The organism is Pseudomonas paraveronii (genome assembly GCF_963681955.1).
Taxonomy (GTDB): domain Bacteria; phylum Pseudomonadota; class Gammaproteobacteria; order Pseudomonadales; family Pseudomonadaceae; genus Aquipseudomonas; species Aquipseudomonas paraveronii.
The window spans coordinates 6,035,680-6,061,592 of the sequence record NZ_OY817130.1; the positions used below are offsets into that span (position 1 = coordinate 6,035,680).

Annotated in this window: 25 protein-coding genes; 9 read left to right on the forward strand and 16 right to left on the reverse strand. The window is 61.9% G+C overall.

Going from position 1 to position 25,913, the window contains the following annotated elements; translation table 11 throughout:
• Window positions 1-10: 10 nt before the first annotated feature.
• Window positions 11-2,257, reverse strand: coding sequence for a heavy metal translocating P-type ATPase (locus U5A08_RS28040; protein WP_321849419.1), 2,247 nt, complete (start codon window positions 2,255-2,257; stop codon window positions 11-13).
• 85 nt (window positions 2,258-2,342) lie between these two features.
• Here U5A08_RS28040 and cadR point away from each other — a divergent pair, with 85 nt between their 5' ends.
• Window positions 2,343-2,792: a Cd(II)/Pb(II)-responsive transcriptional regulator gene (gene cadR / locus U5A08_RS28045; RefSeq protein ID WP_247396859.1), complete on the forward strand. Its 450-nt coding sequence runs from the start codon at window positions 2,343-2,345 to the stop codon at window positions 2,790-2,792.
• Between the two features lie 47 nt (window positions 2,793-2,839).
• Here the strand turns inward: cadR and U5A08_RS28050 are convergent, their stop codons facing one another.
• The 3 genes from U5A08_RS28050 to U5A08_RS28060 form a co-directional block, all read right to left on the reverse strand.
• Window positions 2,840-3,673 (reverse strand): thymidylate synthase, encoded by an 834-nt coding sequence (locus U5A08_RS28050; RefSeq protein WP_253399984.1) that lies wholly within the window; start codon window positions 3,671-3,673, stop codon window positions 2,840-2,842.
• Window positions 3,674-3,725: 52 nt separating this feature from the next.
• On the reverse strand, window positions 3,726-4,538 hold the full coding sequence (lgt, locus tag U5A08_RS28055) for a prolipoprotein diacylglyceryl transferase (protein WP_253399987.1): 813 nt from the start codon (window positions 4,536-4,538) through the stop codon (window positions 3,726-3,728).
• Between the two features lie 65 nt (window positions 4,539-4,603).
• A complete protein-coding gene (locus tag U5A08_RS28060; protein ID WP_321849422.1) occupies window positions 4,604-5,386 on the reverse strand; it encodes a sulfite exporter TauE/SafE family protein in 783 nt (260 codons plus the stop codon).
• 121 nt (window positions 5,387-5,507) lie between these two features.
• Between U5A08_RS28060 and U5A08_RS28065 the strand changes: the two genes are divergently transcribed.
• Window positions 5,508-6,254: an NRDE family protein gene (locus tag U5A08_RS28065; protein WP_321849423.1), complete on the forward strand. Its 747-nt coding sequence runs from the start codon at window positions 5,508-5,510 to the stop codon at window positions 6,252-6,254.
• A 167-nt stretch (window positions 6,255-6,421) separates the two neighbouring features.
• Here U5A08_RS28065 and ptsP read toward each other — a convergent pair whose 3' ends face one another.
• Together ptsP and U5A08_RS28075 are read right to left on the reverse strand one after the other, a co-directional pair.
• Window positions 6,422-8,701 (reverse strand): phosphoenolpyruvate--protein phosphotransferase, encoded by a 2,280-nt coding sequence (gene ptsP / locus U5A08_RS28070; protein ID WP_247396870.1) that lies wholly within the window; start codon window positions 8,699-8,701, stop codon window positions 6,422-6,424.
• A 22-nt stretch (window positions 8,702-8,723) separates the two neighbouring features.
• Window positions 8,724-9,203: an RNA pyrophosphohydrolase gene (locus tag U5A08_RS28075; protein ID WP_026139795.1), complete on the reverse strand. Its 480-nt coding sequence runs from the start codon at window positions 9,201-9,203 to the stop codon at window positions 8,724-8,726.
• Between the two features lie 143 nt (window positions 9,204-9,346).
• Here U5A08_RS28075 and U5A08_RS28080 point away from each other — a divergent pair, with 143 nt between their 5' ends.
• Window positions 9,347-10,003: a histidinol-phosphatase gene (locus tag U5A08_RS28080; RefSeq protein ID WP_253399991.1), complete on the forward strand. Its 657-nt coding sequence runs from the start codon at window positions 9,347-9,349 to the stop codon at window positions 10,001-10,003.
• A 79-nt stretch (window positions 10,004-10,082) separates the two neighbouring features.
• Here U5A08_RS28080 and U5A08_RS28085 read toward each other — a convergent pair whose 3' ends face one another.
• Together U5A08_RS28085 and ilvA are read right to left on the reverse strand one after the other, a co-directional pair.
• Complete coding sequence (locus U5A08_RS28085; RefSeq protein WP_321849425.1) at window positions 10,083-10,496, reverse strand: DUF2269 family protein; 414 nt, start codon at window positions 10,494-10,496, stop codon at window positions 10,083-10,085.
• A 40-nt stretch (window positions 10,497-10,536) separates the two neighbouring features.
• A complete protein-coding gene (gene ilvA / locus U5A08_RS28090) occupies window positions 10,537-12,051 on the reverse strand; it encodes a threonine ammonia-lyase, biosynthetic (protein WP_253399993.1) in 1,515 nt (504 codons plus the stop codon).
• Between the two features lie 135 nt (window positions 12,052-12,186).
• On the opposite strand from ilvA, the gene rpiA reads away from it, so the two are divergent.
• Entirely contained in the window at window positions 12,187-12,858 is a 672-nt protein-coding gene (gene rpiA / locus U5A08_RS28095) for a ribose-5-phosphate isomerase RpiA (RefSeq protein ID WP_321849427.1), read from the forward strand.
• Window positions 12,859-12,889: 31 nt separating this feature from the next.
• Here rpiA and U5A08_RS28100 read toward each other — a convergent pair whose 3' ends face one another.
• The 4 genes from U5A08_RS28100 to U5A08_RS28115 all read right to left on the reverse strand — a co-directional run bounded on the left by U5A08_RS28100 (window position 12,890) and on the right by U5A08_RS28115 (window position 17,157).
• Window positions 12,890-13,804: an SdiA-regulated domain-containing protein gene (locus tag U5A08_RS28100; protein ID WP_321849429.1), complete on the reverse strand. Its 915-nt coding sequence runs from the start codon at window positions 13,802-13,804 to the stop codon at window positions 12,890-12,892.
• A 108-nt stretch (window positions 13,805-13,912) separates the two neighbouring features.
• Window positions 13,913-14,851, reverse strand: coding sequence for an SdiA-regulated domain-containing protein (locus U5A08_RS28105; protein WP_253399997.1), 939 nt, complete (start codon window positions 14,849-14,851; stop codon window positions 13,913-13,915).
• A gap of 223 nt (window positions 14,852-15,074) precedes the next feature.
• Entirely contained in the window at window positions 15,075-15,740 is a 666-nt protein-coding gene (locus tag U5A08_RS28110) for a fumarylacetoacetate hydrolase family protein (protein WP_253399998.1), read from the reverse strand.
• Between the two features lie 22 nt (window positions 15,741-15,762).
• Window positions 15,763-17,157, reverse strand: coding sequence for a D-2-hydroxyglutarate dehydrogenase (locus U5A08_RS28115; protein ID WP_321849432.1), 1,395 nt, complete (start codon window positions 17,155-17,157; stop codon window positions 15,763-15,765).
• Window positions 17,158-17,361: 204 nt separating this feature from the next.
• Between U5A08_RS28115 and serA the strand changes: the two genes are divergently transcribed.
• Window positions 17,362-18,591 (forward strand): phosphoglycerate dehydrogenase, encoded by a 1,230-nt coding sequence (gene serA, locus U5A08_RS28120; RefSeq protein WP_247396884.1) that lies wholly within the window; start codon window positions 17,362-17,364, stop codon window positions 18,589-18,591.
• Between the two features lie 67 nt (window positions 18,592-18,658).
• On the opposite strand, the gene U5A08_RS28125 is transcribed toward serA, so the two are convergent.
• A complete protein-coding gene (locus U5A08_RS28125; RefSeq protein ID WP_247396887.1) occupies window positions 18,659-19,099 on the reverse strand; it encodes a DUF4399 domain-containing protein in 441 nt (146 codons plus the stop codon).
• Between the two features lie 133 nt (window positions 19,100-19,232).
• Here U5A08_RS28125 and U5A08_RS28130 point away from each other — a divergent pair, with 133 nt between their 5' ends.
• Window positions 19,233-19,727 (forward strand): transporter substrate-binding domain-containing protein, encoded by a 495-nt coding sequence (locus U5A08_RS28130; RefSeq protein WP_253400000.1) that lies wholly within the window; start codon window positions 19,233-19,235, stop codon window positions 19,725-19,727.
• Window position 19,728: 1 nt separating this feature from the next.
• On the opposite strand, the gene U5A08_RS28135 is transcribed toward U5A08_RS28130, so the two are convergent.
• Window positions 19,729-20,229, reverse strand: coding sequence for a 2-thiouracil desulfurase family protein (locus U5A08_RS28135; protein ID WP_321849434.1), 501 nt, complete (start codon window positions 20,227-20,229; stop codon window positions 19,729-19,731).
• 2 nt (window positions 20,230-20,231) lie between these two features.
• Window positions 20,232-20,864 (reverse strand): 2OG-Fe(II) oxygenase, encoded by a 633-nt coding sequence (locus U5A08_RS28140; RefSeq protein ID WP_321852294.1) that lies wholly within the window; start codon window positions 20,862-20,864, stop codon window positions 20,232-20,234.
• A gap of 131 nt (window positions 20,865-20,995) precedes the next feature.
• Between U5A08_RS28140 and U5A08_RS28145 the strand changes: the two genes are divergently transcribed.
• Window positions 20,996-21,748 (forward strand): DUF2059 domain-containing protein, encoded by a 753-nt coding sequence (locus tag U5A08_RS28145; RefSeq protein WP_253400002.1) that lies wholly within the window; start codon window positions 20,996-20,998, stop codon window positions 21,746-21,748.
• A 105-nt stretch (window positions 21,749-21,853) separates the two neighbouring features.
• Here U5A08_RS28145 and bipL read toward each other — a convergent pair whose 3' ends face one another.
• Window positions 21,854-22,795: a phospholipase BipL gene (gene bipL / locus U5A08_RS28150; protein ID WP_321849435.1), complete on the reverse strand. Its 942-nt coding sequence runs from the start codon at window positions 22,793-22,795 to the stop codon at window positions 21,854-21,856.
• A gap of 112 nt (window positions 22,796-22,907) precedes the next feature.
• On the opposite strand from bipL, the gene U5A08_RS28155 reads away from it, so the two are divergent.
• Both U5A08_RS28155 and U5A08_RS28160 read left to right on the forward strand, forming a co-directional pair.
• Window positions 22,908-23,483 carry a DUF6436 domain-containing protein gene (locus U5A08_RS28155; RefSeq protein WP_253400006.1) on the forward strand — a complete coding sequence of 192 codons (576 nt, stop codon included), beginning with the start codon at window positions 22,908-22,910 and terminating at the stop codon, window positions 23,481-23,483.
• Between the two features lie 31 nt (window positions 23,484-23,514).
• Window positions 23,515-25,869, forward strand: a complete 2,355-nt coding sequence (locus tag U5A08_RS28160) for a penicillin acylase family protein (protein ID WP_321849437.1) — start codon at window positions 23,515-23,517, stop codon at window positions 25,867-25,869.
• The last annotated feature ends 44 nt before the right edge of the window (window positions 25,870-25,913 follow it).

The window sequence follows — 25,913 nt, forward strand, 5'->3', positions numbered from 1 at the left end:
CTCACATCATCTATTTGCGCAGCAGGCGCAGGCCATTGAACACCACCAGCAGGCTCACGCCCATGTCGGCGAACACCGCCATCCACATGGTGGCCATGCCCAGGAAGGTGACCGCGAGGAAGATCGCCTTGATCACCAGCGCCAGGGCGATGTTCTGCTTGAGGATACTCGAGGTTTGCCGCGACAACCGAATGAAAGCCGGAATCTTGCGCAAATCATCGTCCATCAAGGCCACGTCGGCGGTTTCGATGGCGGTGTCGGTGCCTGCGGCGGCCATGGCAAAACCGATCTCGGCGCGGGCCAACGCCGGGGCGTCGTTGATGCCGTCGCCGACCATGCCCACGCGCCGGCCTTGGCCGTAGAGCGCTTCAATGGCTTGCAGTTTGTCGGTGGGCAACAGGTCGCCCTGGGCCTGGTCGATACCGACCTGAGCCGCAATCGCCTGGGCGGTGTGGGTGTTGTCGCCGGTGAGCATCAGGGTCTTGATGCCCAGCTCGTGCAACTGCTGGATGGCTTCGCGGCTGCTGTCCTTGACCGTGTCGGCCACGGCGAACAGCGCCAGCGGGCCGGACTTGTCGAGCAGCAGCACCACGGATTTGCCTTGTTTCTCCAGGGCGAAGAGTTTGTCTTCGAGCGCGGGCGAGCACAGGCCGAGTTCTTCCACCAAGCGGTGGTTGCCCAGGTGGTAGGTTGCGCCGTTGATATCACCGCGCACACCGCGACCGGTCAGGGCGGTGAAATTATCCACAGCGTGGCGCGCCAGGTTTTTATCCACCGCCGCGTTGGCGATGGCCAGCGATACCGGGTGGTCGGAACGCCCGGCGAGGGCAGCGGCCAGGGCCGGTGCATGCTCTTCGATATTCGGGAACAGCGCCAGGTAATCGGTTTGCACCGGCTTGCCATGGGTGATGGTGCCGGTCTTGTCGAGCGCCAGGTAGTCGAGTTTGTAACCGCCCTCCAGGTACACGCCGCCCTTGATCAGGATGCCTTTGCGCGCCGCCGCCGCCAGGCCGCTGACGATGGTCACCGGGGTGGAAATCACCAAGGCGCAGGGGCATGCGACCACCAGCAGCACCAGGGCTCGGTAGATCCAGTCGAACCAGACGCCAGCCATGAACAGCGGCGGGATCAGCGCCACGCCCAGGGCAAACAGGAACACCGCCGGGGTGTAGATCTTCGCGAAACGGTCGACAAAGCGCTGGGTCGGCGCGCGTGCGCCCTGGGCCTGTTCCACGGCGTGAATGATCCGCGCCAGGGTGGAATTGTTGGCGGCCGCCGTGACTGTGTATTCCAGGGAGCCGGCCTGGTTGATGGTGCCGGCGAAGACTTTATCGCCCACGGTTTTTTCGATCGGCAGGCTTTCACCGGTGATCGGCGCTTGGTCGATGGTCGACTGACCAGCGGTGACTTCGCCGTCCAGGCCGATGCGCTCGCCGGGACGAACCCGCACGATGGCGCCCAATTCGACACTTTTCACTTCTCGTTCGATCCAACTTCCGTCGGCCTGCTGCACCGTGGCCTGTTCCGGGGTCATCTGCATCAAGCCGCTGATGGCATTGCGCGCACGGTCGAGGGACTTGGCTTCGATCAATTCGGCCACGGTGAACAGGAACATCACCATCGCCGCTTCCGGCCATTGGCCAATCAGGATCGCGCCGGTCACGGCGATGCTCATCAGCGCATTGATGTTCAGGTTGAGGTTTTTCAGGGCGATCCAGCCCTTTTTATAAGTGGTCAGGCCGCCGCTGAGGATCGAAACCAGCGCCACCAGGGCAATCACCCAGGTCGGGGCCGCGTTGGTGAAGTGGATCACTTCAGCCGCCAGGGCGCCGACGCCGGACAACGCCAGCGGCCACCAGTGTTTCTTAGCGGGCGGCGCGGCGGCCGGGGTGCCCTCTTCGATCGGATCGGCCTGCATGCCCAGGGACTTGATGGCGTCGATGATCGGCGCGGTGCTCGGCAGGTCATGGGTGACACCGAGGATGCGGTTGATCAGGTTGAATTCCAGCTGCTGCACACCGGCAAGCTTGCCCAGTTTGTTCTGGATCAGGGTCTGCTCGGTGGGGCAGTCCATGGCTTCGATGCGGAAGGTGCTCAGGCGCGAATCGGCGCTGGGCGCGGCGCTCAGTTGCACCAACGCCGGGGCTGGCGTGCCGGAGCAGCAGGAACCGGCGTGGCCGTGGTCATGCACCGGCGTCAGTTTTTTCGGCGCATGATCGTGGTCATGCGTGTGCGGGGTGTGATGGGAGTCGCTCATCGGGTTGCGTCCGTAAAGGTGCCTGTTGCCAAGTAAAGACCCTGTAGCCACTATAGGGTCAAGCACCCTTTTGGAGATTGCTGCAATGAAGATCGGCGAATTGGCCAAACTGACCGACTGCCCGGTGGAAACCATCCGTTATTACGAGAAGGAAGGCCTGCTGCCGCCACCGGCACGCACCGAGGCCAACTACCGCGTGTACACCCAGGCGCACACCGAGCGGCTGGTGTTTATCCGCAACTGCCGCAGCCTGGACATGACCCTGGAAGAAATCCGCAGCCTGCTCGACCTGCGCGACAGCCCGCAGGACCAATGCGAAAACGTCAACGCGTTGATTGATGAGCATATCCACCATGTCAAAGCGCGGATCGACGGGCTGTTGGCCTTGCAGGAACAGTTGATCGACCTGCGCCAGCGCTGTGGCAGCGGGCCGGAGCTGGATCAGTGCGGGATATTGCAGCGGCTGGAGGTCAGCGGCAGTGTTGCCGCCAGCGAGGCTGAGCCTTCGCATGTGGGCAGAAGCCATGGTCATTGATTCAGCCCCCTCCCACACAAGCCCACACATTGGGACCGAGACCGACTTTAGATGGCGACGTCGGCCTTGATGCTTGGGTCGGCGTCGTAGCCCACGATTTCAAAGTCTTCGAACTTGTAGTCGTAGATCGACGCGGGCTTACGCTTGATCAGCAATTCCGGCAGCTTCTTCGGCGTGCGCGCCAACTGGGTCTGGATCTGTTCCATGTGGTTGCTGTAGGCGTGGGTGTCGCCGGTGGTGACGATGATCTCGTGGGGGATCAGGTCACACTGTTGGGCCAGCATATGGGTCAGCAACGCCAGCGCGGCGGTGTTGTATGGCAGGCCGAGGAACACGTCGGAGCTGCGGATATACAACTGCATCGACAGATGGCCGTCATGCACGAACGCCTGGTACAGCAGGTGGCACGGCGGCAGGGCCTGCTTGCCGTTGCGCGCATTTTCCTGGGGGCTCTTGGTCTCGTCCGGCAGGTACTCGACGTTCCAGCCGTGGAACAGGATGCGGCGGCTGTTGGGGTTGGTCTTCAGCGTCTGGACCATATAGTCGATCTGATTGATCTTGCCGCCGTCCTTGGTCGGCCAGGCGGTCCACTGCTCGCCGTACACCGGGCCCAGATCACCGTCTTCGGTGGCCCACTCGTCCCAGATGCGCACGCCGTTCTCGTTCAGCCACTTGATGTTGGTGTTGCCGCTCAACATCCAGATCAATTCGTTGGCGATGCTTTTGAAGTGAAGCTTCTTGGTGGTCAGCAGCGGGAAGCCGTCGGCCAAGTTATGCCGATACTGACGGGCAAACACGGCCTTGGTGCCGGTGCCGGTGCGATCGCCCTTGGTCAGGCCATTGGTCACGACGTCGTTCAGTAGTTCGAGATATTGCTTCATGTCATTACCCGTATCGTTGCAGCCGAGACCTTGCAGGCCTCGGCATTCGAATTTAAAGCGCGGTGTTCTTCAACGGTTGCGGACGGTTGTACGCCCACCACAGCAGGCCCAGGCCGGCGACGATCATCGGCAGGCTGAGGATCTGGCCCATGGTCACCCAACCGAACGCCAGGTAGCCCAGTTGCGCATCCGGTACGCGCACGAACTCGACGACAAAACGGAAGATCCCGTAGAACAACGCGAACATACCCGACACCGCCATGGTCGGCCGCGGTTTGCGCGAGAAGAGGTACAGAATGAGGAACAGTGCCACACCTTCCAGGGCGAACTGGTAGAGCTGCGACGGATGGCGCGGCAATTGCGCCGGGTCGCTGAACGGCGGGAACACCATCGCCCACGGCACGTCAGTCGGCTTGCCCCACAGTTCGGCGTTGATGAAGTTACCGATACGCCCGGCGCCGAGGCCGATCGGCACGAACGGCGCAACGAAGTCCATCAGTTGGAAGAATGACTTGCCGTTGCGGCGGCCAAACCACCAGGCGGCAATCATTACGCCGACAAAGCCACCGTGGAACGCCATGCCGCCCTTCCACACCTCGAAGATCAGCGTCGGGTTGGCGATGTAGGCCGACAGGTCGTAAAACAGCACATACCCCAGGCGCCCACCGACGATGACCCCCATCGACAACCAGAAAATCAGGTCGGAGAGCTTTTCCTTGGTCCAGGTCGGGTCGAAACGGTTCAGGCGCCGGGACGCCATAAACCAGGCACCGCCGATGCCGATCAGGTACATCAACCCGTACCAGTGGATTTTCAGCGGACCGATGGCCAGGGCCACCGGGTCGATCTGCGGGTAAGGCAGCATTGCGACTCCTCGTTAAATCATTCGTTATGGCGACCGGACCTTGCCCGGGCGCGATTAAGCCTTCGTTACAGCAAGAAATTCACACCCACGCAAAACAGCAGCGCGGCAAACAGCCGTTTCAGCAAACGCGGCGACAAGCGGTGCGCCAGGCGTGCGCCGAAACGGGCAAACACCATGCTGGTCAGGGCAATGCCCAGCAGCGCCGGCAAATACACGAACCCTAGACTATGAGCGGGCAGCAGCGGGTCATGCCAGCCCAGAATCATGAAACTTAATGCACTGGCCAGCGCAATCGGCAGCCCGCAGGCCGACGAGGTGGCCACCGCTTGCTGCATCGGCACGCTGCGCCAGGTCAAAAACGGTACGGTCAGCGAACCGCCGCCTATCCCGAAAATCGCCGAGGCCCAACCGATCAGCGTGCCGGCCACGGTCAAACCGACCTTACCCGGCACCGTTCGACTGGCCTTGGGCTTGACCTCCAGCGCCAGTTGCACAGAGATGATCAGCGCGAACACGCCGATGATCTTCTGCAAGTGGGGGCCGGAAATCGCCTCGGCGGTCAGCGCGCCAAAGCCGGCGCCGATCAGGATGCCCACGGTCATCCACACAAAGATCGGCCAGCGCACCGCGCCTAGTCGGTGGTGCTCACGCACGGCATTGATCGAGGTAAAGATAATCGTCGCCAGGGACGTACCCACGGCCAGATGGGTCAGCACCTGCGGGTCGAAACCCTGCAAGGTGAAGCTGAACACCAGCACCGGCACGATAATGATCCCGCCACCCACGCCAAACAGCCCGGCGAGCACGCCAGCACAGGCGCCCAGCAGCAAATACAGCAGAAATTCCATGGGAGCCCCCAAACCAAGTCCGGCATGTTAACGGATGGAAGGCATGCGACCCAACTGGATACGATGGAACGCCCGCGCCAGTGTCGGTAGAGTGGCCAAACACACAAAAGGGGATCGCCTTATGTGCTTGATAGTTTTCGCCTGGCGGCCGGGCCATGCCCAACCGCTGATCGTCGCGGCCAACCGTGATGAGTTCTACGCCCGCCCCAGCCTGCCGCTGGCCCAGTGGCCGGATGCGCCTGCCGTCTATGCCGGCCGCGATCAGGAAGCGGGCGGCACCTGGCTGGGGGTGAACGCCGACGGGCGGTTTGCCGCCCTGACCAATATCCGCGACCCGCACCAGCCGCCGGCACGCAAGTCGCGCGGGGAACTGGTGGCGCGCTTTCTCAGCGGTTCGCTGCCGCTTGAGCAGTATTTGGCGGAGATCAACGGCCGTTCGCTTGAATATGCCGGGTTCAACCTGTTGGTGGGCACGCGGGAGCAGCTGTGGCACTACAACGCCCGCGACAGCGTGCCTACGCAACTGGCCGCCGGTGTGTATGGCCTGTCCAATGCTGGGCTGGATACGCCATGGCCGAAGCTGGTGAAGGCCAAGACGGCCTTGAGCGCGGTGCTGGAGAACCCGCAGCCGGAGGCGTTACTGGAGATTTTGAGCGACCCGCAGACGGCGCCGTTTGCCGAGTTGCCGGATACCGGCGTGGGCTTGGCGACCGAGAGTTTGCTATCAAGCGTATTTATCGCCAGCCCCAGTTATGGCACGCGGGCGAGTACGGCGCTGATTGTGAATGCCGATGGGACGCGGCGGATGGTGGAGCGCAGTTTTGGGCCGCATGGTGGGCGGCTCGGCGAAGTCGAACTCAACCTGTAGGAGCGAGCTTGCTCGCGAAAAACGTCAACAATGACGCGCCCCCCCTGAATGCACGCAGTACCCTCAGGTTTTTCGCGAGCAAGCTCGTGTGCTGACTGACACTCCGTAATCGGGGGCAAGTCGAATCGTCGCACCGCCCCTCCCACATTTTTGATCAGCGCCAGGCTTTAGAGGGTTTTGGCTGAGGCCGGATTGATCATCCGCGTCAACCCCAGGTTCTTCAGCGCCAGTTGCAGCGAGCTGTGGATAACTTGCGGGTTGTCGATGGTCATCAGCTCGGCCAGCAGTTCCTTGGCCATGCTCAGGTTGACCTGGCGCAGCAGCCACTTCACCTTCGGCAAGTTGGTGGCGTTCATCGACAAGCTGTCAAAGCCCATCGCCATCAGCAGCACCGCCGCCGCCGGGTCGCCGGCCATTTCACCGCAGATGCTCACCGGCTTGCCTTCGGCATGGGCGTCGCGCACCACATGTTGCAGCGCTTGCAGCACCGCCGGGTGCAGGTAGTCGTAGAGGTCGGCCACCCGTGGGTTGTTGCGGTCCACGGCCAGCAGGTATTGGGTCAGGTCGTTGGAGCCCACCGACAGGAAGTCCACCTGCCGCGCCAGTTCCTTGGCCTGGTACACCGCCGCCGGGATTTCGATCATCACGCCGATCGGCGGCATCGGTACGTCGGCGCCTTCGTCGCGCACTTCGCCCCAGGCGCGGTGGATCAGGTGCAGGGCTTCTTCCAGCTCATGAGTGCCGGAGATCATCGGCAGCAGGATGCGCAGGTTGTTCAGGCCTTCGCTGGCCTTGAGCATGGCGCGGGTTTGTACGAGGAAAATTTCCGGGTGGTCGAGGGTCACGCGAATGCCACGCCAGCCGAGGAAGGGGTTGTCTTCCTTGATCGGGAAATACGACAGTGACTTATCGCCGCCAATGTCCAGGCTGCGCATCGTCACCGGCAACGGGTGGAAGGCGGACAGTTGCTCGCGATAAATCGCCAGTTGCTCCTTCTCACTCGGAAAACGCTGGTTGATCATGAACGGCACTTCGGTGCGGTACAGCCCGACCCCTTCGGCGCCGCGTTGTTGCGCGCGGGCCACATCGGCGAGCAGGCCGGTGTTGACCAGCAGTGGCACGCGATGCCCGTCGAGGGTCACGCAGGGCAGTTCGCGCAGGGCGTCGAGGCCCTGGGACAGCTGGCGCTCTTCTTCCACCACCTCGGCGTATTGCTTGCGCAGAATTTCACTGGGGTTGGTGAACACCTCACCACGGTTGCCGTCGACGATCATGGCGATGCCGTCGACCTTGGAGTACGGCAGGTCCACCAGGCCCATCACCGTCGGAATACCCATGGCCCGGGCCAGGATCGCGACGTGGGAGTTGCCCGAACCGAGCACCGAGATCAGGCCCACCAGTTTACCTTCCGGCACTTCGCCGAGCATGGTGGCGGTCAGTTCTTCACTGATCAGGATGGTGTTGTCGGGGTAGACCAGGTTGGTGGAGCGGTCTTCCTGCAAGTAGGCGAGCAGACGGCGACCAAGGTCGCGCACATCCGAGGCCCGCTCACGCAGGTAGGCGTCGTCCATCAATTCGAAACGGTTGACGTGATCGGAAACCACCTGGCGCAGCGCGCCCTGGGCCCACTGGCCGGTCTTGATCACGGTCTTGACTTCGTTACCCAGCGACGCGTCATCCAGCATCATCTGGTACACCTCGAACAGCGCTCGCTCTTCGGGGCGCAGTTGGGTGGCGAGCTTGTTCGACAGGTTGCGCATGTCGGCGCGCACGCCTTCCAGGGCAGTCTTGAACAGTTTGATTTCGGCGTCGATGTCGCTGACCGTCTTGTCCGGCACCACATCGAGGTCGGCCGGCGGCAACATGACCACGGCCGTACCGACGGCAGCACCCGGCGAACCCGGTACGCCGACGAACTTGGCCTCCTGGATGCCTTTGCCCTGGCGCCCCAGGCCGCGAATCGAGCCGGTGGCTTCAGCGTGGGCGATAACCCCGGCCAACTGCGCGCTCATGGTCACGAGGAAGGCTTCTTCACCTTCGTCGAACTGGCGGCGTTCTTTCTGTTGGATGACCAACACGCCGACAACGCGGCGGTGGTGAATGATCGGTGCGCCGAGGAACGAGGCGTAGCGCTCTTCGCCGGTTTCGGCAAAGTAGCGATAACGCGGGTGATCAGCCGCGTGCTCAAGGTTCAGGGGTTCTTCACGCGTCCCTACCAAGCCCACCAGACCTTCATTGGGCGCCATGCTGACCTTGCCGATGGAGCGCTTGTTCAAGCCCTCGGTCGCCATCAGCACAAAACGGTTGGTCTCGGGGTCCAGCAGGTAAACCGAGCAGACCTGGCTGCCCATGGCTTCCTTGACGCGCAACACAATAATCCCCAACGCCGCCTTGAGATCCTTGGCGGAGTTAACTTCCTGGACGATCTTGCGCAGCGTATTGAGCATGGCTCGGGGTCGAACTCCGTCGTCAGTCGCGCGTTAAAAGGCGCGGGGCAAGCTCTTTGAGAGCGCGACGATAAACTTCGCGCTTGAATGTCACCACCTGGCCCAACGGATACCAATAACTGACCCAGCGCCAGCCATCGAACTCCGGTTTACCGGTCAAATCCATCCGCACCCGCTGCTCGTTGGAGATCAGGCGCAGGAGAAACCATTTCTGCTTCTGGCCGATACACAGCGGTTGGCTGTGGGTACGCACCAGGCGTTGCGGCAAACGATAACGCAACCAGCCACGGGTACAGGCCAGAATTTGTACATCTTCGCGCTCAAGTCCGACTTCTTCGTTCAACTCGCGGTACAAGGCGTCTTCAGGGGTTTCGTCAGGGTTGATGCCACCTTGAGGAAACTGCCAGGCGTCTTGGTTGATTCGGCGAGCCCATAGGACCTGTCCAGAATCATTCGTAAGAATAATCCCGACATTAGGACGGAAACCATCGGGGTCGATCACGGCAACAACCTCGCAAACGCATGTCGTCGCATTGTTCCACAAAGGTTGTTCCAGCGGCAACGAGGCTTCTTAGCTTATGTGCACTCTTGTGAAAAGACCGTATTCTGGACGCCTTTTTACAGACTTTTCAGCGGGTAACTGTAATGCGCCTGGCTTTATTCGACTTGGACAACACGCTTCTTGGGGGTGACAGCGATCACGCCTGGGGTGATTACCTCTGTGAACGCGGGATTCTCGACCCGGTGGCCTACAAGGCTCGCAACGACGAGTTCTACCAAGACTACCTGGCCGGCCGGCTGGATAACGCGGCCTACCTGAATTTTTGCCTGGAAATCCTCGGCCGCACCGAGATGGCCCAACTGGACGCGTGGCACAACGACTATATGCGCGACTGCATCGAGCCGATCATGCTGCCGCAGGCCGCGGAATTGCTGGCCAAGCACCGCGCCGCCGGCGACAAGCTGGTGATCATCACCGCGACCAACCGTTTCGTCACCGCGCCAATTGCCGCACGTCTGGGGGTGGATGCCTTGATCGCCACCGAATGCGAGATGGAAAACGGCCGCTACACCGGGCGCAGTACGGATGTACCGTGCTTTCGCGAGGGCAAGGTAACGCGCCTGAACCGCTGGCTGGAAGAAACCGGGCATAGCCTGGAAGACAGCTACTTCTATAGCGATTCGATGAATGACTTGTCGCTGTTGGAGCAGGTGACGCATGCGATCGCGGTAGATCCGGACCCGAATCTGCGGGCTGAGGCTGAAAAACGCGGCTGGCCGGTGATTACGCTGCGTGGCTGATGGCCCTATCGGGGGCAAGCCCCCTCCCACCAATGTGGGAGGGGGCTTGCCCCCGATGCAGACAACTCGGTGTAACGCCTTAAACCGGCTTGGCCCCCATCAACCCCGCAATCGCCACAAACCCCACCAGGCTGACCACCGCCAATGCCAAGGTGAAATTCAGGCTACCGCCCTCGCCCTTGCGCAGGCGATTGAGCCGCGCCACCAGCCAGAACCAGCACAGCGCCGCGACGGTGTAGAGCAGGCTGGAACCCAGGATCCAGGCTTGCCCCAGCGGCCAGCCGACCAGATGCACCAGCCACCAGCCGGTAAACGGCATGCTGATCAGGCAGATCCCCATCAACAACCACACGAACACCCACGGGCGCTGCACGGTGATCGCCGGGCCGACGCTGCGTTTGCGCCAGGCCAGCAGCGCCAGGCCGAGGCCACTGAGCAGCAACAATACAGTGGCCGCCATGTGGATAACTTTGAGGGTGGTCAGGGTTTCCATGTGTCGTCTTCCTTAAAGGTCGCCCAATCAGCGTAGTCGCTCAACCGAGGAACAGTTTGTAAGCCGGGTTATCGCTTTCATCCCAGTACGGGTAGCCAATGGCTTCAAGGGCTGCCGACACCAGGTGACGCTCGTCCGCCGGAACCTGCAGGCCGGCGACCACACGGCCGTCGGCTGCGCCGTGGTTGCGATAGTGGAACATCGAGATGTTCCAGCGCCCGCCTAATTTGTTAAGAAAGTTGAACAAAGCGCCTGGCCGCTCCGGGAATTCGAAGCGAAACACCACTTCATCGCTGACCTTCGCCGCGTGCCCGCCGACCATGTGGCGGATGTGCAACTTGGCCAGTTCGTTCTCGGTCAGGTCGAGCACCGGGAAACCCTGGCTGGTCAGGCTGGCGATCAACGCGCTGCGCGGATCGTTTTCCGGATGGGTCTGCACGCCAACGAAAATGTGCGCCTCCCGGCCGGAGTGGTAGCGGTAGTTGAATTCGGTGATCTGACGCTTGCCCACAGCCTCGCAGAACGCCTTGAAGCTGCCCGGTTTCTCGGGGATGGTCACGGCGATGATGGCTTCGCGCCCTTCACCCAGCTCGGCGCGCTCGGCCACATGGCGCAGACGGTCGAAGTTGACGTTGGCGCCCGAGTCGATGGCCACCAGGGTTTGCCCGGTAACACCACGGGTTTCGACGTATTTCTTGATGCCCGCCACACCCAAGGCGCCCGCAGGCTCGGTGATGGAGCGGGTGTCGTCATAGATGTCCTTGATCGCCGCACAGATTTCATCGGTGCTGACGGTAATCACTTCGTCCACATAGTCTTTGCAGATGTCGAAGGTGTACTGGCCGATCTGCGCGACCGCCACGCCATCGGCAAAAAGGCCCACGGTCGGCAGCACCACGCGCTCGCCAGCGGCCATGGCGGCCTGCAGGCAGTTGGAGTCGTCCGGCTCGACACCGATGATCTTGATCTCCGGGCGCAGGTACTTCACATAGGCGGCGATGCCGGCGATCAGCCCGCCGCCGCCGACCGGCACGAAAATCGCGTCCAGCGGCCCCGGATGCTGGCGCAGGATCTCCATCGCCACGGTGCCCTGCCCGGCAATGGTGTGCGGATCATCGTAGGGGTGAATGTAGACGTAGCCTTTTTCGTCGACCAGTTTCAGCGAATAGGCCAGGGCTTCCGGGAAAGAATCACCGTGTAGCACCACTTTGCCGCCACGGGAACGCACGCCTTCGACCTTGATCTCCGGAGTGGTCTTGGGCATCACGATAGTGGCCTTGACCCCGAGCACCTTGGCCGCCAGGGCCAGGCCCTGGGCATGGTTGCCCGCCGAAGCGGTGACCACGCCGCACGCGCGCTCTTGCGCCGTCAACTGGGTCAGCTTGTTATACGCACCGCGAATCTTGAACGAGAACACCGGCTGCAAGTCTTCCCGCTTGAGCAAGACCTTGTTGCCCAGCCGCTCGGAGAGCTGGCGGGCGGGCTGCAATGGGGTTTCTACGGCAACGTCGTAAACGCGCGAGGTGAGGATCTTTTTGACGTACTGTTCAAGCATCGGCAGGCATCACTGGGCGGGTTGGGCAGGGCCAACGAGTCTAACTCAGCGTTTGGCCGGGCGACCACACGAATCCAAAGGTTTTGATGGGTTATACTCGCGCCCTCTCTACTCCCCGCCCGTTCCGGAGCCCGCATGACCCAGGATCAACTCAAACAGGCAGTGGCCCAGGCCGCCGTCGATTTAATCCTTCCTAAACTCGATGACAAGAGCATCGTCGGCGTCGGCACCGGCTCCACCGCCAACTGCTTCATCGATGCGCTGGCCAAGCACAAGGGCGCATTCGACGGCGCCGTGGCCAGCTCCGAAGCCACCGCTGCGCGCCTCAAGGGCCATGGCATTCCGGTGTACGAGCTCAATACCGTGAGCGACCTGGAGTTCTACGTCGACGGCGCCGATGAAAGCGACGCGCACCTGAACCTGATCAAAGGCGGTGGCGCCGCCCTGACCCGCGAGAAGATCGTCGCGGCCGTGGCCAAGACCTTTATCTGCATCGCCGACGCCAGCAAGTTGGTGCCAGTACTCGGCACCTTCCCGCTGCCGGTGGAAGTGATCCCGATGGCCCGTAGCCACGTGGCCCGCGAGCTGGTGAAACTGGGCGGCGACCCGGTGTACCGCGAAGGTGTGCTGACCGACAACGGCAACATCATCCTCGACGTGTACAACATGCAGATCACCAACCCGGTGGAGCTTGAAACCCGGATCAACGCCATCGTCGGCGTGGTCACCAACGGCCTGTTCGCCGCGCGCCCGGCTGACGTGTTGCTGCTGGGCACCCCGGAAGGCGTGAAAACCCTCAAGGCCTGATGCACAACCAAATGTGGGAGGGGCGGCGTTTTCAGGATTCTGCTTTCTTGAACACGTAGAACAGGTTCGGCTCACTGACCAGGTACAAGTTGCCCGCGTCATCCATGGCAACTCCCTCGGCCTGAGGCACACGCCTGCTCAGGCCATGGCGCCCGCCCAGCAGGGACAGACTGCTCAGCGGGCGACCGTCGATATCCAGTTCCAACACCAGGAACGACTCATCCGACAACGCCAGTAAATGGCCGCTGCGCTCGTCGTATTGCAGGCTCGACAGGTCGCGCACGAATAGCCCGGCATCGCGCTTGGGGTTGTTGATGACGTGGACCGAGTAGGTTTTTTCCGGTTTGAAATGGGGAAAGCCGTGGACCTCGTAGATCACCATCGGGTCGCGTTCCTTCGCCACGAACAGGCGCTTGCCCACCGAGTCGTAGGCAAGGCCTTCAAACCCCTTGTTGCCCCCCACATGCACACCCAGGGTCATCTGCTCCGCATCGGCGGCGTCGAGGAATTGGGTATCGTCATCCACATGCACCTTGATCAGGCGCTGTTGGCGTTCATCGCTGATGACGTAGATGTTGTCGCTGATGAACTCCACAGCCTCGGCGTCACCGAAGCCGACCAGGGAAATCCGTCGCAGGATCTTGCCTTCAAGGGACAGCTCGACCAGCTCGGCGTTTTTGTTGGTGACGGTAAACAGGCTTTTACGCACCGGGTCGTAGGTCAGCGCGGAAACGTCATCATCCAGCCCTTCGATCACCCGGCCCTCCACGCTGACCCGGTAATCCGCCAGGCCAATGGAGCGTTCGTCGGCAGGCTGGCCCCACGCCTGCCAGTTGAACCAGGCACGTTCGAACAGGCGAAACTGTTGCGCGACAACGCCCGCGCCGATCAAGGCGATCAGCACCAGTATGAAAAAAGCAGGCTTGGGGCGGGCAAGTCGACGCATCGGGCGGGCTCAAAGTCAAAAGTGGCGAATAAATATCACGCCCATCTGAATCTAAACTTAAACGCGCCCGGTGTGTGGCGTATGCCGCGGATAGCAACGTATCCGACGTTATCGGTCTGCTATGGCTGTTTTTTCGAAACGATAGAACAGGTTCGGCTCACTGACCATGTACAGGTTGCCGTTCTCGTCCAGGGTCACGCCTTCGGCACGGGGGATCGTGTTCTTGAGGCCGTTAAAGCCGCCGAGCAAGGTCATGAAGCTGACTTGTTCGCCATTTTCATCCAGTTCCAGCAGCAGGTGGGAGTCGGCCGACAGCGCCAACAGGTGCCCGGTACGCGGGTCGATGGCCAGGGCCGAGAGGTTGCGCATGTCCAGCCTGGTATCGGCGAGCTTTTGCTTGTCACCGACCAGGGTCTGGCTGCCGTCGCTTTTCCAGGTGAACAGCGCCGCCGGGCGTTCTTCGCCGAGCACGAGCTGCTGGTTGCGCTTGTCCCAGGTGATGGCTTCAAAGGCTTTGTTCTGGTCTTTGGACGGGCCCAGGTCGTAACTCGGGAAGTCGGCCTTGTTCAACGCGGTGGTGCCGGCATCGATCTTGATGAGGGTCAGGCTGTGCAGGCGCTCGTCGACCACGGCCATCAGGCCGTTTTCCATCACCGTCACACCTTCCGGGTTGCTCCAACCGTTAAGGGGCATCTTGCGCAGCACATCGCCTTGCAGGCTCAACTCGACGAGGAAGGCATTTTTGCCCATGACGGAAAACAGGGTTTTCGTCTGTGGGTTGTAGGACAGGTCCGAGGCCTCGTCCTTCTCCATGCCGGGCAGCAACTTGGCATCAATGACCACGAGATAGTCCGGCAGCCAGACGCTCTCCTGGCGTTCGACCGGGCTTTCAAAGCGCTCCGCCACCCACAACACAGCGCGGTCGTCCCAGTGCATGGCCCAGGCAACGCCATACACAATCGCCCCGACCAGAAACAACCAGGAATACCAGCGCAGAGCAAAACGAGAGCGTGGCTTGGGCGTGTGGGCAGGCAGGGGGAGGGCCATTGGGCACGTTTTTCCGAGAAGTCAGCATTGGGTGATAGCGCAGGAATAACCGGCCCGTGCGCTGGAGGCTGAAGATTATCCGGATGGAGTGTGAAAAAAATGCAAACAACCGAGACCTGTGGCGAGGGCGTTTGCTCCCGCTGGGCCGCGAAGCAGCCCTGAAAATCGGACTGCTACGCTGTCCAGCGGGAGCAAGCTCACTCGCCACAGGGTTCTGCTGACGTTAGCGGACGCTGCTTTCGAAACGGTTCACACCGGACAATTCCAGCACCAGCTCGTCACCGACATTCAGCGGGCCCACGCCGGCAGGGGTGCCGGTGAGGATCACGTCGCCGGCTTGCAGCGAGAAGCAGCCGGCCATGTACTGGATCATCGGGATGATCGGGTTGAGCATGACCGCGCTGTTGCCATCCTGGCGCACTTCGCCGTTGATGGTCAGGCGAATGCCGATATCGGTCAGGTCCGGGAAGGTGCTGCCGACCACGAACGGCGCGATCACCGCTGCGCCGTCGAAGGACTTGGCGATTTCCCACGGCAAGCCCTTGGCTTTCAACTCGGCCTGTTTGTCGCGCAGGGTCAGGTCGAGGGCCGGGGCGAAGCCGGAGATGGCGTCGAGTACTTCTTCACGGCTGGGCTTGGTCGACAGGGGTTTGCCGATCAGCACCGCGATTTCCGCTTCGTAATGCACCGAACCGCGTTCGGTCGGAATGCTGAAACCGCCTTCCAGCGCCACCACGCAGCTGCCCGGCTTGATGAACAGCAACGGTTCGGTCGGTACCGGGTTATCCAGTTCCTTGGCATGTTCGGCGTAGTTACGCCCGATACACACCACTTTTCCCACAGGGAAGTGGATGTTGGTGCCGTCGACATACTTGTGCTGGTAGCTCATGGAACGACTCCTTCAGGGGCGGTTAAACAGCGAAGATCTTGCCGGGGTTCATGATCCCGTTCGGGTCGAACACCGCTTTGACGGCCTTCATGTATTCGATTTCAACCGGCGAGCGGCTATAGGTCAGGTAATCGCGCTTGGTCATGCCCACGCCGTGTTCGGCGGAGATCGAGCCGTTGTACTTCGCGACGGTTTCGAACACCCACTTGTTCACGGTGGAGCACTTGGCGAAGAACTCGTCCTTGCTCAGGTTTTCCGGCTTGAGGATGTTCAGGTGCAGGTTGCCGTCGCCGATATGGCCGAACCAGACGATTTCGAAGTCGGGGTAGTGTTCGCCGACGATCGCGTCAATTTCCTTCAAGAATGCCGGCACTTTCGATACCGTCACCGAAATGTCGTTCTTGTACGGCGTCCAGTGGGAAATGGTCTCGGAGATGTACTCGCGCAGCTTCCACAGGTTGTGCAGCTGGGTTTCGCTCTGACTCATCACACCATCCAGCACCCAGCCCTGCTCGACGCAGTGCTCGAAGGTTTCCAGGGCGTGGTTGGCGACTTCTTCGGTGGTGGCTTCGAATTCCAGCAGTGCGTAGAACGGGCATTCGGTCTCGAACGGCGCCGGCACGTCACCACGGCCGAGGACTTTGGCCAGGGCCTTGTCGGAGAAAAACTCGAAAGCGGTCAGGTCCAGCTTGCTCTGGAACGCGTGCAGCACCGGCATGATCGAGTCGAAGTCGGTGGTGCCGAGCACCATGGCGGTGAGGTTTTTCGGCGCACGGTCCAGGCGCATGGTGGCTTCCACGACAAAACCCAGGGTGCCTTCGGCGCCGATGAACAACTGGCGCATGTCGTAGCCGGTGGCGTTCTTGATCAGGTCGCGGTTCAGTTCCAGCACGTCGCCTTTGCCGGTGACGACCTTCATGCCGGCGACCCAGTTACGCGTCATGCCGTAGCGAATTACCTTGATCCCGCCGGCATTGGTGCCGATATTGCCGCCAATCTGGCTCGAACCGGACGAAGCGAAGTCCACCGGGTAGTACAAACCGTGCTCTTCGGCGGCGTTCTGCAATTGCTTGGTGACCACGCCCGGCTGGCACTTGGCGGTGCGGTCGGTGAGGTTCACGTCCAGGATCTGGTTCATATAGTCGAACGAGACGACCACTTCACCATTGGCCGCAACGGCGGCGGCCGACAGGCCGGTACGCCCACCGGACGGCACCAGCGCGACCTTGCGCTCATTGGCCCAGCGCACGATCGCCTGCACTTGCTCAATCGTCTTGGGAAACACGATGGCAGTCGGGGCCGGCGCGAAGTGCTTGGTCCAATCCTTGCCGTAAGCCTCCAGGGAGTCGGCGTCGGTCAGCACTTTGCCGGGCTCAACCAGGGTCTTTAGCTCATCAATCAGGGCAGGATGGGTCATCGACAGAACTCTCGAACAATTCATGGTCATCCTGAGAACGCTTCACGTCGCAGGAATAGGTGTTTAGCGGGGCGCATATGCTAGCATACCGCCCCCGCAGGACAGAGCCCAAGGGCGTTCTGCGGTGACGGCTTTCCTGCCGTCCGGGTCAGCTTAAGCGATCCGATTCCCTGCCATTTTTCTCCGGGATACAGGTTTACGCAGATGAGCAAGACTTCTCTCGATAAGAGCAAGATCAAGTTCCTTCTTCTGGAAGGCGTCCACCCATCGGCCGTCGAGGTTCTGAAGGCCGCCGGGTATACCAGCATTGAGTACATCACCAGCTCTCTGCCAGACGCCCAGCTCAAGGAAAAGATCGCCGACGCGCACTTCATCGGCATTCGCTCCCGCACTCAGTTGACCGAAGAGGTCTTCGATCACGCCAAGAAACTCGTGGCGGTCGGCTGTTTCTGCATCGGCACCAACCAGGTCGACCTTAATGCAGCGCGCGAGCGCGGCATCGCGGTGTTCAACGCACCGTACTCCAACACCCGTTCCGTCGCGGAGTTGGTGCTGGCCGAGGCCATCCTGCTGCTGCGCGGCATTCCGGAGAAAAACGCCTCCTGCCACCGTGGCGGCTGGATCAAGAGCGCGGCCAACTCCTTCGAAATCCGCGGCAAGAAGCTGGGTATCGTCGGTTACGGCTCGATCGGCACTCAACTGTCGGTCCTGGCCGAAAGCCTGGGCATGCAGGTGTTCTTCTACGACACCCTGACCAAGCTGCCACTGGGCAACGCCACGCAAGTGTCGAGCCTGACCGAGCTGCTGGGCATGTCCGACATCGTCACCCTGCACGTGCCGGAAACCGCTGAAACCCAGTGGATGATCGGCGAGAAGGAAATCCGCTCGATCAAGAAAGGCGGCATCCTGATCAACGCCGCACGCGGCACCGTGGTCGAGCTGGACGCCCTGGCTGACGCGATCAAGGACAAACACCTGATCGGCGCCGCCATCGACGTGTTCCCGGTGGAGCCACGCTCCAACGACGACATCTTCGAAAGCCCGCTGCGTGGCCTGGACAACGTGATCCTGACCCCGCACATCGGCGGCTCCACCGCTGAAGCCCAGGCCAACATTGGCCTGGAAGTCTCGGAAAAGCTGGTCAAGTACAGCGACAACGGTACGTCGGTGTCCTCGGTCAACTTCCCGGAAGTGGCCCTGCCGGCTCACCCTGGCAAGCACCGCCTGCTGCACATCCACCAGAACATCCCGGGTGTGATGATGGAGATCAACAAGGTCTTCGCGGAAAACGGCATCAACATCTCCGGTCAGTTCCTGCAGACCAACGAGAAGGTCGGCTACGTGGTAATCGACGTCGACGCCGAGTACTCGGACCTGGCGCAACAGAAGCTGCAGCACATCAACGGCACGATTCGTTGCCGCGTGTTGTTCTAACGCTTCAAACGCCCTACGAAAAATGGGAGACCCACAGGGGTCTCCCATTTTTTTGTCTGAACAAATCTTACTTGACGTTAACCGTGATCACTTTCGAGGCTACAGTCGGGTTGAACTGCATGTGCAACTTGTCGCCGGCGACCAGTTGCAAGGTGTGCTTGCCAGGGGTGAGGGTCAGTTCGGTTTCGGTCTGGGCCTTGCCGTAGTGGATCACGGTGTCAGTGGCCGGGATCGGCACGCTGGCGTCCGGCAACGCTTTCTGGTCGACCAGCAGGTGATGGTGGCCGGTGCCTGGGGCCTGTTCGGTGGCCGGAGCCAGCTTCAGGCCTTCCATGCCGAATTTGACGGTGAAGGTTTTATCGACGGTGGCGCCGTCTTTCGGCGAAACGATAAACACTTTCGCACCTTCAGGTGGCGCGCTGCGCGGGATGCCGTCTGCGGCAGTCACCAACATCGAAGCACCCAGCAGCACGCTGGCAATCGTTGCACGAGACAAAAGGGCTTTCATTCGTTTCTCCACTTATCTATGAAATGTGTAGGGTTATGACAACTTAGCGACAAATTGCTGTCCAAGGCACTCAACACCATAACAAAGCGATGCTGAACCGCGCCTCGCACATTCGAATTCTTTAGGAGTGACCATGCGCTTTTCGCCTGGCCTGTTACTGCTGCTTCCCCTGATCAGCCCTATGGCTCACGCCGAACTGATCGATGACGTGTTTGATCGCGGCGAGCTGCGCATCGCCCTCGAGGCCAACACCCCGCCCTTCAACTTCAAGGACGGCGAGAAACTCAGCGGTTTTGAAGTTGAGCTGGGTGAACAACTGGCCAAAGAGATGGATGTGCGCCCCTCGTTCATCACCACCGACGACAGCGACATGCTACCCGGCGTGGCAACCGGCAAGTACGACGTGGCCATCAACCATATCGCTATGACTGCCGAGTTGCAGGATCGGTTCGATTTCAGTGAACCTTATCGCGACAATCCGGAGTTGGCCATTCCGTTCCAGAAGGGCAACCCGGCGTTCAAGGCGAGCCTGGACAAGGCGCTGCAACGGGTGAAGGCCGATGGACGGTTGAAGGCGCTGGCGCAGAAGTGGTTCGAAAGCGACACGGCGGAAGTCAAAGCACAGTAAATCAAAATGTGGGAGGGCTTGGGAGACGGGCCAGGGCTTGCGCCGCCTCAAGCAACTCCAGCTCACTGAACACCAACACCCCATGGCGCTTGAGCAGCGCCGCCGTGACGCCCTCGCCGCTCACCTTCACACCGCTGAAGCTGCCGTCATAGGTCAGCACATTGCCGCAGGACGGGCTATTGGCCTTGAGCACGGCAACGCGGATATTGTGGCGCTGCACCAGCGCCAACGCCTGGCGGGCGCCGTCAAGGAAGGCGGCGCCGAAGTCCTCGCCCGCTGCGGTCAGCACCTGGGCGCGGCCCTCCCACACGTCGATACCCTGCCCGCCTGGAATCTCGGCGGAAGGCCTGGGCGTGGGCAAACCGCCCGACACTTCCGGGCAAATCGCAACCACACGGCCTTCGGCCTGCCACGCCGCCAGTTGATCGAACGGCCCGCTGGCGCCGCCGTCGTAGCGTACTTTGTGCCCGAGCAGGCAGCGGCTGACGAGCATTTTTTGCATGCTTAAAACGGCTCGTTACCGCGCCGACGAAACCAGCCGGTCAGCGACAGGCGCTCGCGGGTGGCGGGCAGGACTTCGTGGGGCACTTCTCCAGACAGGAACACCACCAGGCAACCGCCGCTGGGCACCACGTCATGTTCGACGCCGTCCTTGAGGTACATGCGCAACTGGCCGCCGTGTTCCGGCAGCCACTCGTCGTTCAGGTAGATCACCGCCGAGACCGAGCGCCGGTCATCGTCGCGAAACCGGTCCAGGTGCCTGAGGTAAAACGCCCCCGGCGGGTACATCGCGAAGTGGCCTTCAAAATCTTCCAGGCCGAGGAACAAGCTGCGGTTTATCGCCAGGCGCAAGCTATCCAATACCGCCATATAGCGGTCACAGACGGCGGAGTCGCCCTCCTCCAACCACTGGATATGGTCGCCGCGAATGCCCTCGCGAATCTCCTGGGCCGGCCCGCGCCCGACCGCCGCCGGCGCCAGCTCACCTTCAGCCGCACGTTTACGGCACTCAGCCGCCAGTTCCAGGGTCAGAGCCTGGGGCAGGAAGCCGTTCTGCTGCGACCAGCCCTTTTCGGCCAGGTCGTCGACAATGCGTTGCAGCGATGGGTGTTCGAGGGGTATTTGCATGGCCCGCATAGTATCCATACGCCTGTGAATCCAACAGGGCCGTTGAGCATCTGAACGCACTTTAGTCAGGTGACTGATAGGATTTCTCGACAAATCCTACGCCCGACACGGACAATAGTGGCCGACTGACAGGAGTCCATATGCGTCGTTTGTTTTTTTCCTTGCTGATGTTCTGCGTTTTGCCCGCCTGGGCAGACGGCCATGACCAGTTGTACAAGGTCGCCGGCTGGGCCGAACAACGTGCGCATTTCAATGACGCCCTCAGTGCCGCCCAGCAACGCTACCGCAATAGCCTGCCGCCGGCGGTGTACCAGGCGCTGGTCGACAACAGCAACAAACGCTTCGCCGCCCAGGCCATGGACCGGCGCGCCGAAGCCCAATTGCGCAAGCGCCTGGCGGACCCAGCGCCAGCCCTGGCGTTTTTTCAATCGCCGCTGGGGCGCAAGATCGTCGCCGCCGAATTGCTGGCCACCCGCCGCGACCAGTTGGCAAAAAATGCCCAAGGCCTGCCGCACATCGAAGCCGACGCCACCCGCAGCCTGATCATCGGCCACCTGGCCCAGGCCCTGCCTGCCCGTGAAGCCGGCGCCGAAGTCAGCCTGGCAATCGCCGGCGTGGCGGCCGACAGCTTGAGCCAGATGATCCCCGGCCTGTTGGGCGGCGGCCAGGCCCAGGGCATGTTGGATGGGCAACGCGAGCGGCTGATGCAACAGATCGGCAATGACCTGAACAACACGCTGCTGTACGTCTATCGGGATTTGTCCGACCCGGAGCTGGAAGAATTCGCTACGTTTGCCGAGTCGCCGCAGGGGAAGGCGTATTACCAGGCGGCGTTGGCAGCGGTCCGCGCAGGCTTGGCGGTCGGCCAAAGCACCTCAAGCCTGGCGCAGTAACAAAATGTGGGAGGGGGCTTGCCCCCGATGGCGGTGGGTCAGTATCAGATGTGCTGACTGACACCCTGCTATCGGGGGCAAGCCCCCTCCCACATTTGGTCTGTGTTATTTCAGGTGGTCGGTGAGGTACTTGAAGTATTCCTGGCGAATCTCCGGGATCTCATTGGCCAGATGATGCCGACCACGCTTGAGCATCAACACCTCAGGCTGATCGAATTTGCCCCGCAGCATCTTCAGGTTGTGCTGCCAATCCACCGTCATATCCTCTTCGCCCTGCACAATCAGCGGCCGCCGCGGGCTGCGCGGTGCGGCTTCGATTTGCTTGATCCAGCGCGCCAGAGCCCCGACCCAGGCGGTCGGCAGTTGGCGCGGCTGCAAGGGGTCGGCTTCGAGGAACGGCTTGAAGGCCGGGTCATTGGTGTTTTCGCTGAACCGCCGGGCGATGCCTTTGACGAACGGCCGCAGCAGGTAATAGCTGACCTGCGACCAGCCCCACCCACGCGGGCGCACCAAGGGTGAAAGCAGAAACGTCTTACCCTGGGCCGGGCTGTCGACGCCATGGTTGAGCAAGTGATCCACCACCACCGCGCCGCCGGTGCTTTGCCCGAACAGGTGCCAGGGCCGGGGCAGGTGCAGCGCTTCGGCCTGCACGAACAGCGCCTGCACCACGTCCTGGTACACCGCAAAATCATCGATGCTGGCCCGCGCGCCGCTGGACAAACCATGACCCGGAAGATCGCAGGCGATCACCACAAACCCTTGGTCCAGCGCCCAGTCGACCACGTGGCGGTACAGCCCCATATGGTCGTAGAACCCGTGGAACATAAACATCGTCGCCACCGGCACGGGCGGCCACCACACCTGGGCGACCACCTCGAACCCATCAACCCCGAAACGGCCAAGGCGGCTCACCGCCGGCACCTGGCGCGCGCTCAGGTCCAGCCCATAAAAACGCTGGTAGACCCGCGCCTCGGCGCTGAGCGGCTGCGCATCCACCAGGGGCCGCAAGCTATCGCGCAGATGATCGGGGTCAAAGGTAACGGGCATAAGAGGTTCCAGACTTGGGGGCTTCACGCGCTGCGCAGATGAATATCGAGCTGCGATATTCATCTGTCGGGGCAAGCATGGCAAGCTACGCGTCCTTCGAGGATTGATCTGAATGCGACAGCCCTACCGCACCACCTTGTTCGCCAGCCTGGTGCTGCTCCTCTGCGCCGGCGTGTTATGGGCCGCGTATGACTGGTTCCAGGGCCGCTACCTGCGCGCCTTCAGCGAACACACGGCGGTGTTTTCCGGCGACGCCCTGCGCCTGCCCGACGACCTCGCCGGCCCCGGCCCGATCCGTCTCGTGCATTTCTGGGACCCGGCCTGCCCGTGCAACGTCGGCAACCAGCAACACCTGGGCGAGTTGATCGAGCACTACGCGCCCCAGGGCGTCGAGTTCTACGCCCTGCAAAAACCCGGCAGCCACGGCCAGTTGCCCGACAACCTGCGCCAGATGAAAATCCTCAGCAGCCTGCCCGGCGCCGATCAAATACCCGCGACCCCGGCCGTGGCGATCTGGGATCGCACAGGCAAGCTCGCGTATTTCGGGCCGTACAGCGAAGGGCTGACGTGCAACGCCAGCAACAGTTTTATCGAGCCGATCCTCAAAGCCCTTGAAGCGGGACGCGCGGTGAATGCCACTCACACCCTGGCGGTGGGCTGCTATTGTTCGTGGCCAACCGGTTCGTAGCCCGCCGCCCCACTCTTGGTAAGGAATGTTCATGAAGCGCGTCTTGCAGGTTCTCGCGGTGCTGCTGGCGCTGATTGCCGTCGGTGCCGGCTGGTACGTCTACAGCAAGCAACCCACCCGCCAGGGCGCAGTGACGCTGGCGAACCTGCAAGGTTCGGTCACGGTGCGCTACGACGACCGTGGCGTGCCGCATATCCGCGCCGAGAACGAGACCGACCTGTACCGTGCCTTGGGCTACGTGCATGCCCAGGACCGGTTGTTCCAGATGGAAATCATGCGGCGCCTGGCGCGCGGCGAATTGGCCGAAGTGCTCGGCCCCAAGCTGCTGGACACCGACAAACTGTTCCGCAGCCTGCGCATTCGCGAACGGTCCGCCACTTACGTCGCGCAGCTGGACCATGAGTCGGCGCACTGGAAGGCCCTGCAAGCCTATCTGGACGGGATCAACCAGTATCAGGACGCCCACGCCAGCCCGATGGAGTTCGATGTGCTGGGCATCCCCAAGCGGCCGTTTACTGCCGAGGACACCATCAGCGTCGCCGGGTATATGGCCTACAGCTTTGCTGCGGCGTTTCGTACCGAACCATTGCTGACGTATGTGCGCGACCAGTTGGGCAGCGACTACCTGAACGTGTTCGACCTCGCCTGGCAACCCAAGGGCGCGCTCAACCTGGCCGCCAGCGACTGGCAGCGCCTCGGCGCCATTGCATCCCTGAGCGAACAGGCCCTGGCCGATAACGGCTTGCCGCAGTTCGAGGGCAGTAACGCCTGGGCCGTCAGCGGCAGCCGCACCATGAGCGGCAAACCGTTGCTGGCGGGTGACCCGCATATCCGCTTCTCGGTGCCGTCGGTGTGGTACGAAGCGCAGCTGTCGGCGCCGGGCTTTGAACTGTATGGCTATCACAACGCGCTGGTGCCGGTGGCGTTCCTGGGGCACAACCTGGATTTCGGCTGGAGCCTGACGATGTTCCAGAACGACGACCTCGACCTGATCGCCGAGAAGGTCAATCCGCAAAACCCCAACCAGGTCTGGTACCACGGCCAATGGGTCGACATGAGCAGCAGCGAGCAACAGATCGCGATCAAAGGCCAGGCACCGGTCACCTTGACCCTGCGCCAGTCGCCCCATGGCCCGATCATCAATGACGTGCTCGGCGAGAACGCCGGCAAGACGCCGATCGCCATGTGGTGGGCGTTCCTCGACACCCAGAACCCGATCCTCGAAGGTTTCTACCAGCTCAACCGCGCCGACACCCTGGCCAAGGCCCGCGCCGCAGCAGCCAAGGTCTCGGCACCGGGCCTGAACATCGTGTGGGCGAATGCCAAGGGCGATATCGGCTGGTGGGCGGCGGCGCAGTTACCGATCCGTCCGGCGGGCGTCAACCCCGGGTTTATCCTCGACGGCAGCACGGCCCAGGCCGACAAGCTGGGCTTCTACCCGTTCAGCGCCAACCCCCAGGAAGAAAACCCGGCGCGTGGCTATGTGGTATCGGCCAATGCGCAGCCGGTGTCGCCCAGCGGCATGGAAATCCCCGGCTATTACAACCTGGCCGACCGCGGCCAGCAGTTGAATGCGCAGTTGAGCGACAAAAGCGTGAAGTGGGATGTGAACAACAGCCAGGCCCTGCAACTGGGCACCGCCACCGCCTTCGCCCCGCGCCTGCTGGCGCCGCTGTTGCCGGTGCTGCGCGAAGTGGTCAAGGACCCGGCGCAATTGCAACTGGTGGAACAACTGGCGGCCTGGAAAGGCGATTACCCGCTGGACTCCACCAGCGCCACGCTGTTCAACCAGTTCCTGTTCAACCTCGCCGACGCGGCCTTCCACCCGAAACTCGGCGACGCCATGTTCAAGACTCTGCTCAGCACGCGGGTGATCGACGCCGCGTTGCCACGCCTGGCCGCAACCGCGGATTCGCCCTGGTGGAACGGCAAGCGCGCCGACACCGTCAAGCTCGCCTGGGACAATAGCCTCGCGCACCTCAAGGCCACCCTCGGCGATGACCCGGGCCAATGGCAGTGGGGCAAGGCCCATACGCTGACCCATGGCCACCCGCTGGGCTCGCAGAAACCGTTGGACCGGATCCTCAACGTCGGCCCCTTCCCCGCGCCCGGCACCCACGAAGTGCCGAACAACCAGTCGGCCAATATCGGCCCGGCGCCATGGCCGGTGACCTACGGCCCGTCGACCCGACGCCTGATCGACTTCGCCGACGTGCCCCACGCGCTGACCATCAACCCGGTGGGGCAAAGCGGTGTGCCGTTCGACAAGCACTATGGGGACCAGGCGGAGACGTATATCGAGGGTGGCTATGAGCAGGCGCATTTCAGCGATGAGGAAGTCACGGCCAATACGCGCGGCACGCTGAAGCTGCTGCCAGCCCGCTGACCGCCTGGAACGCGGTCAAAATGTGGGAGGGGGCTTGTATCTGC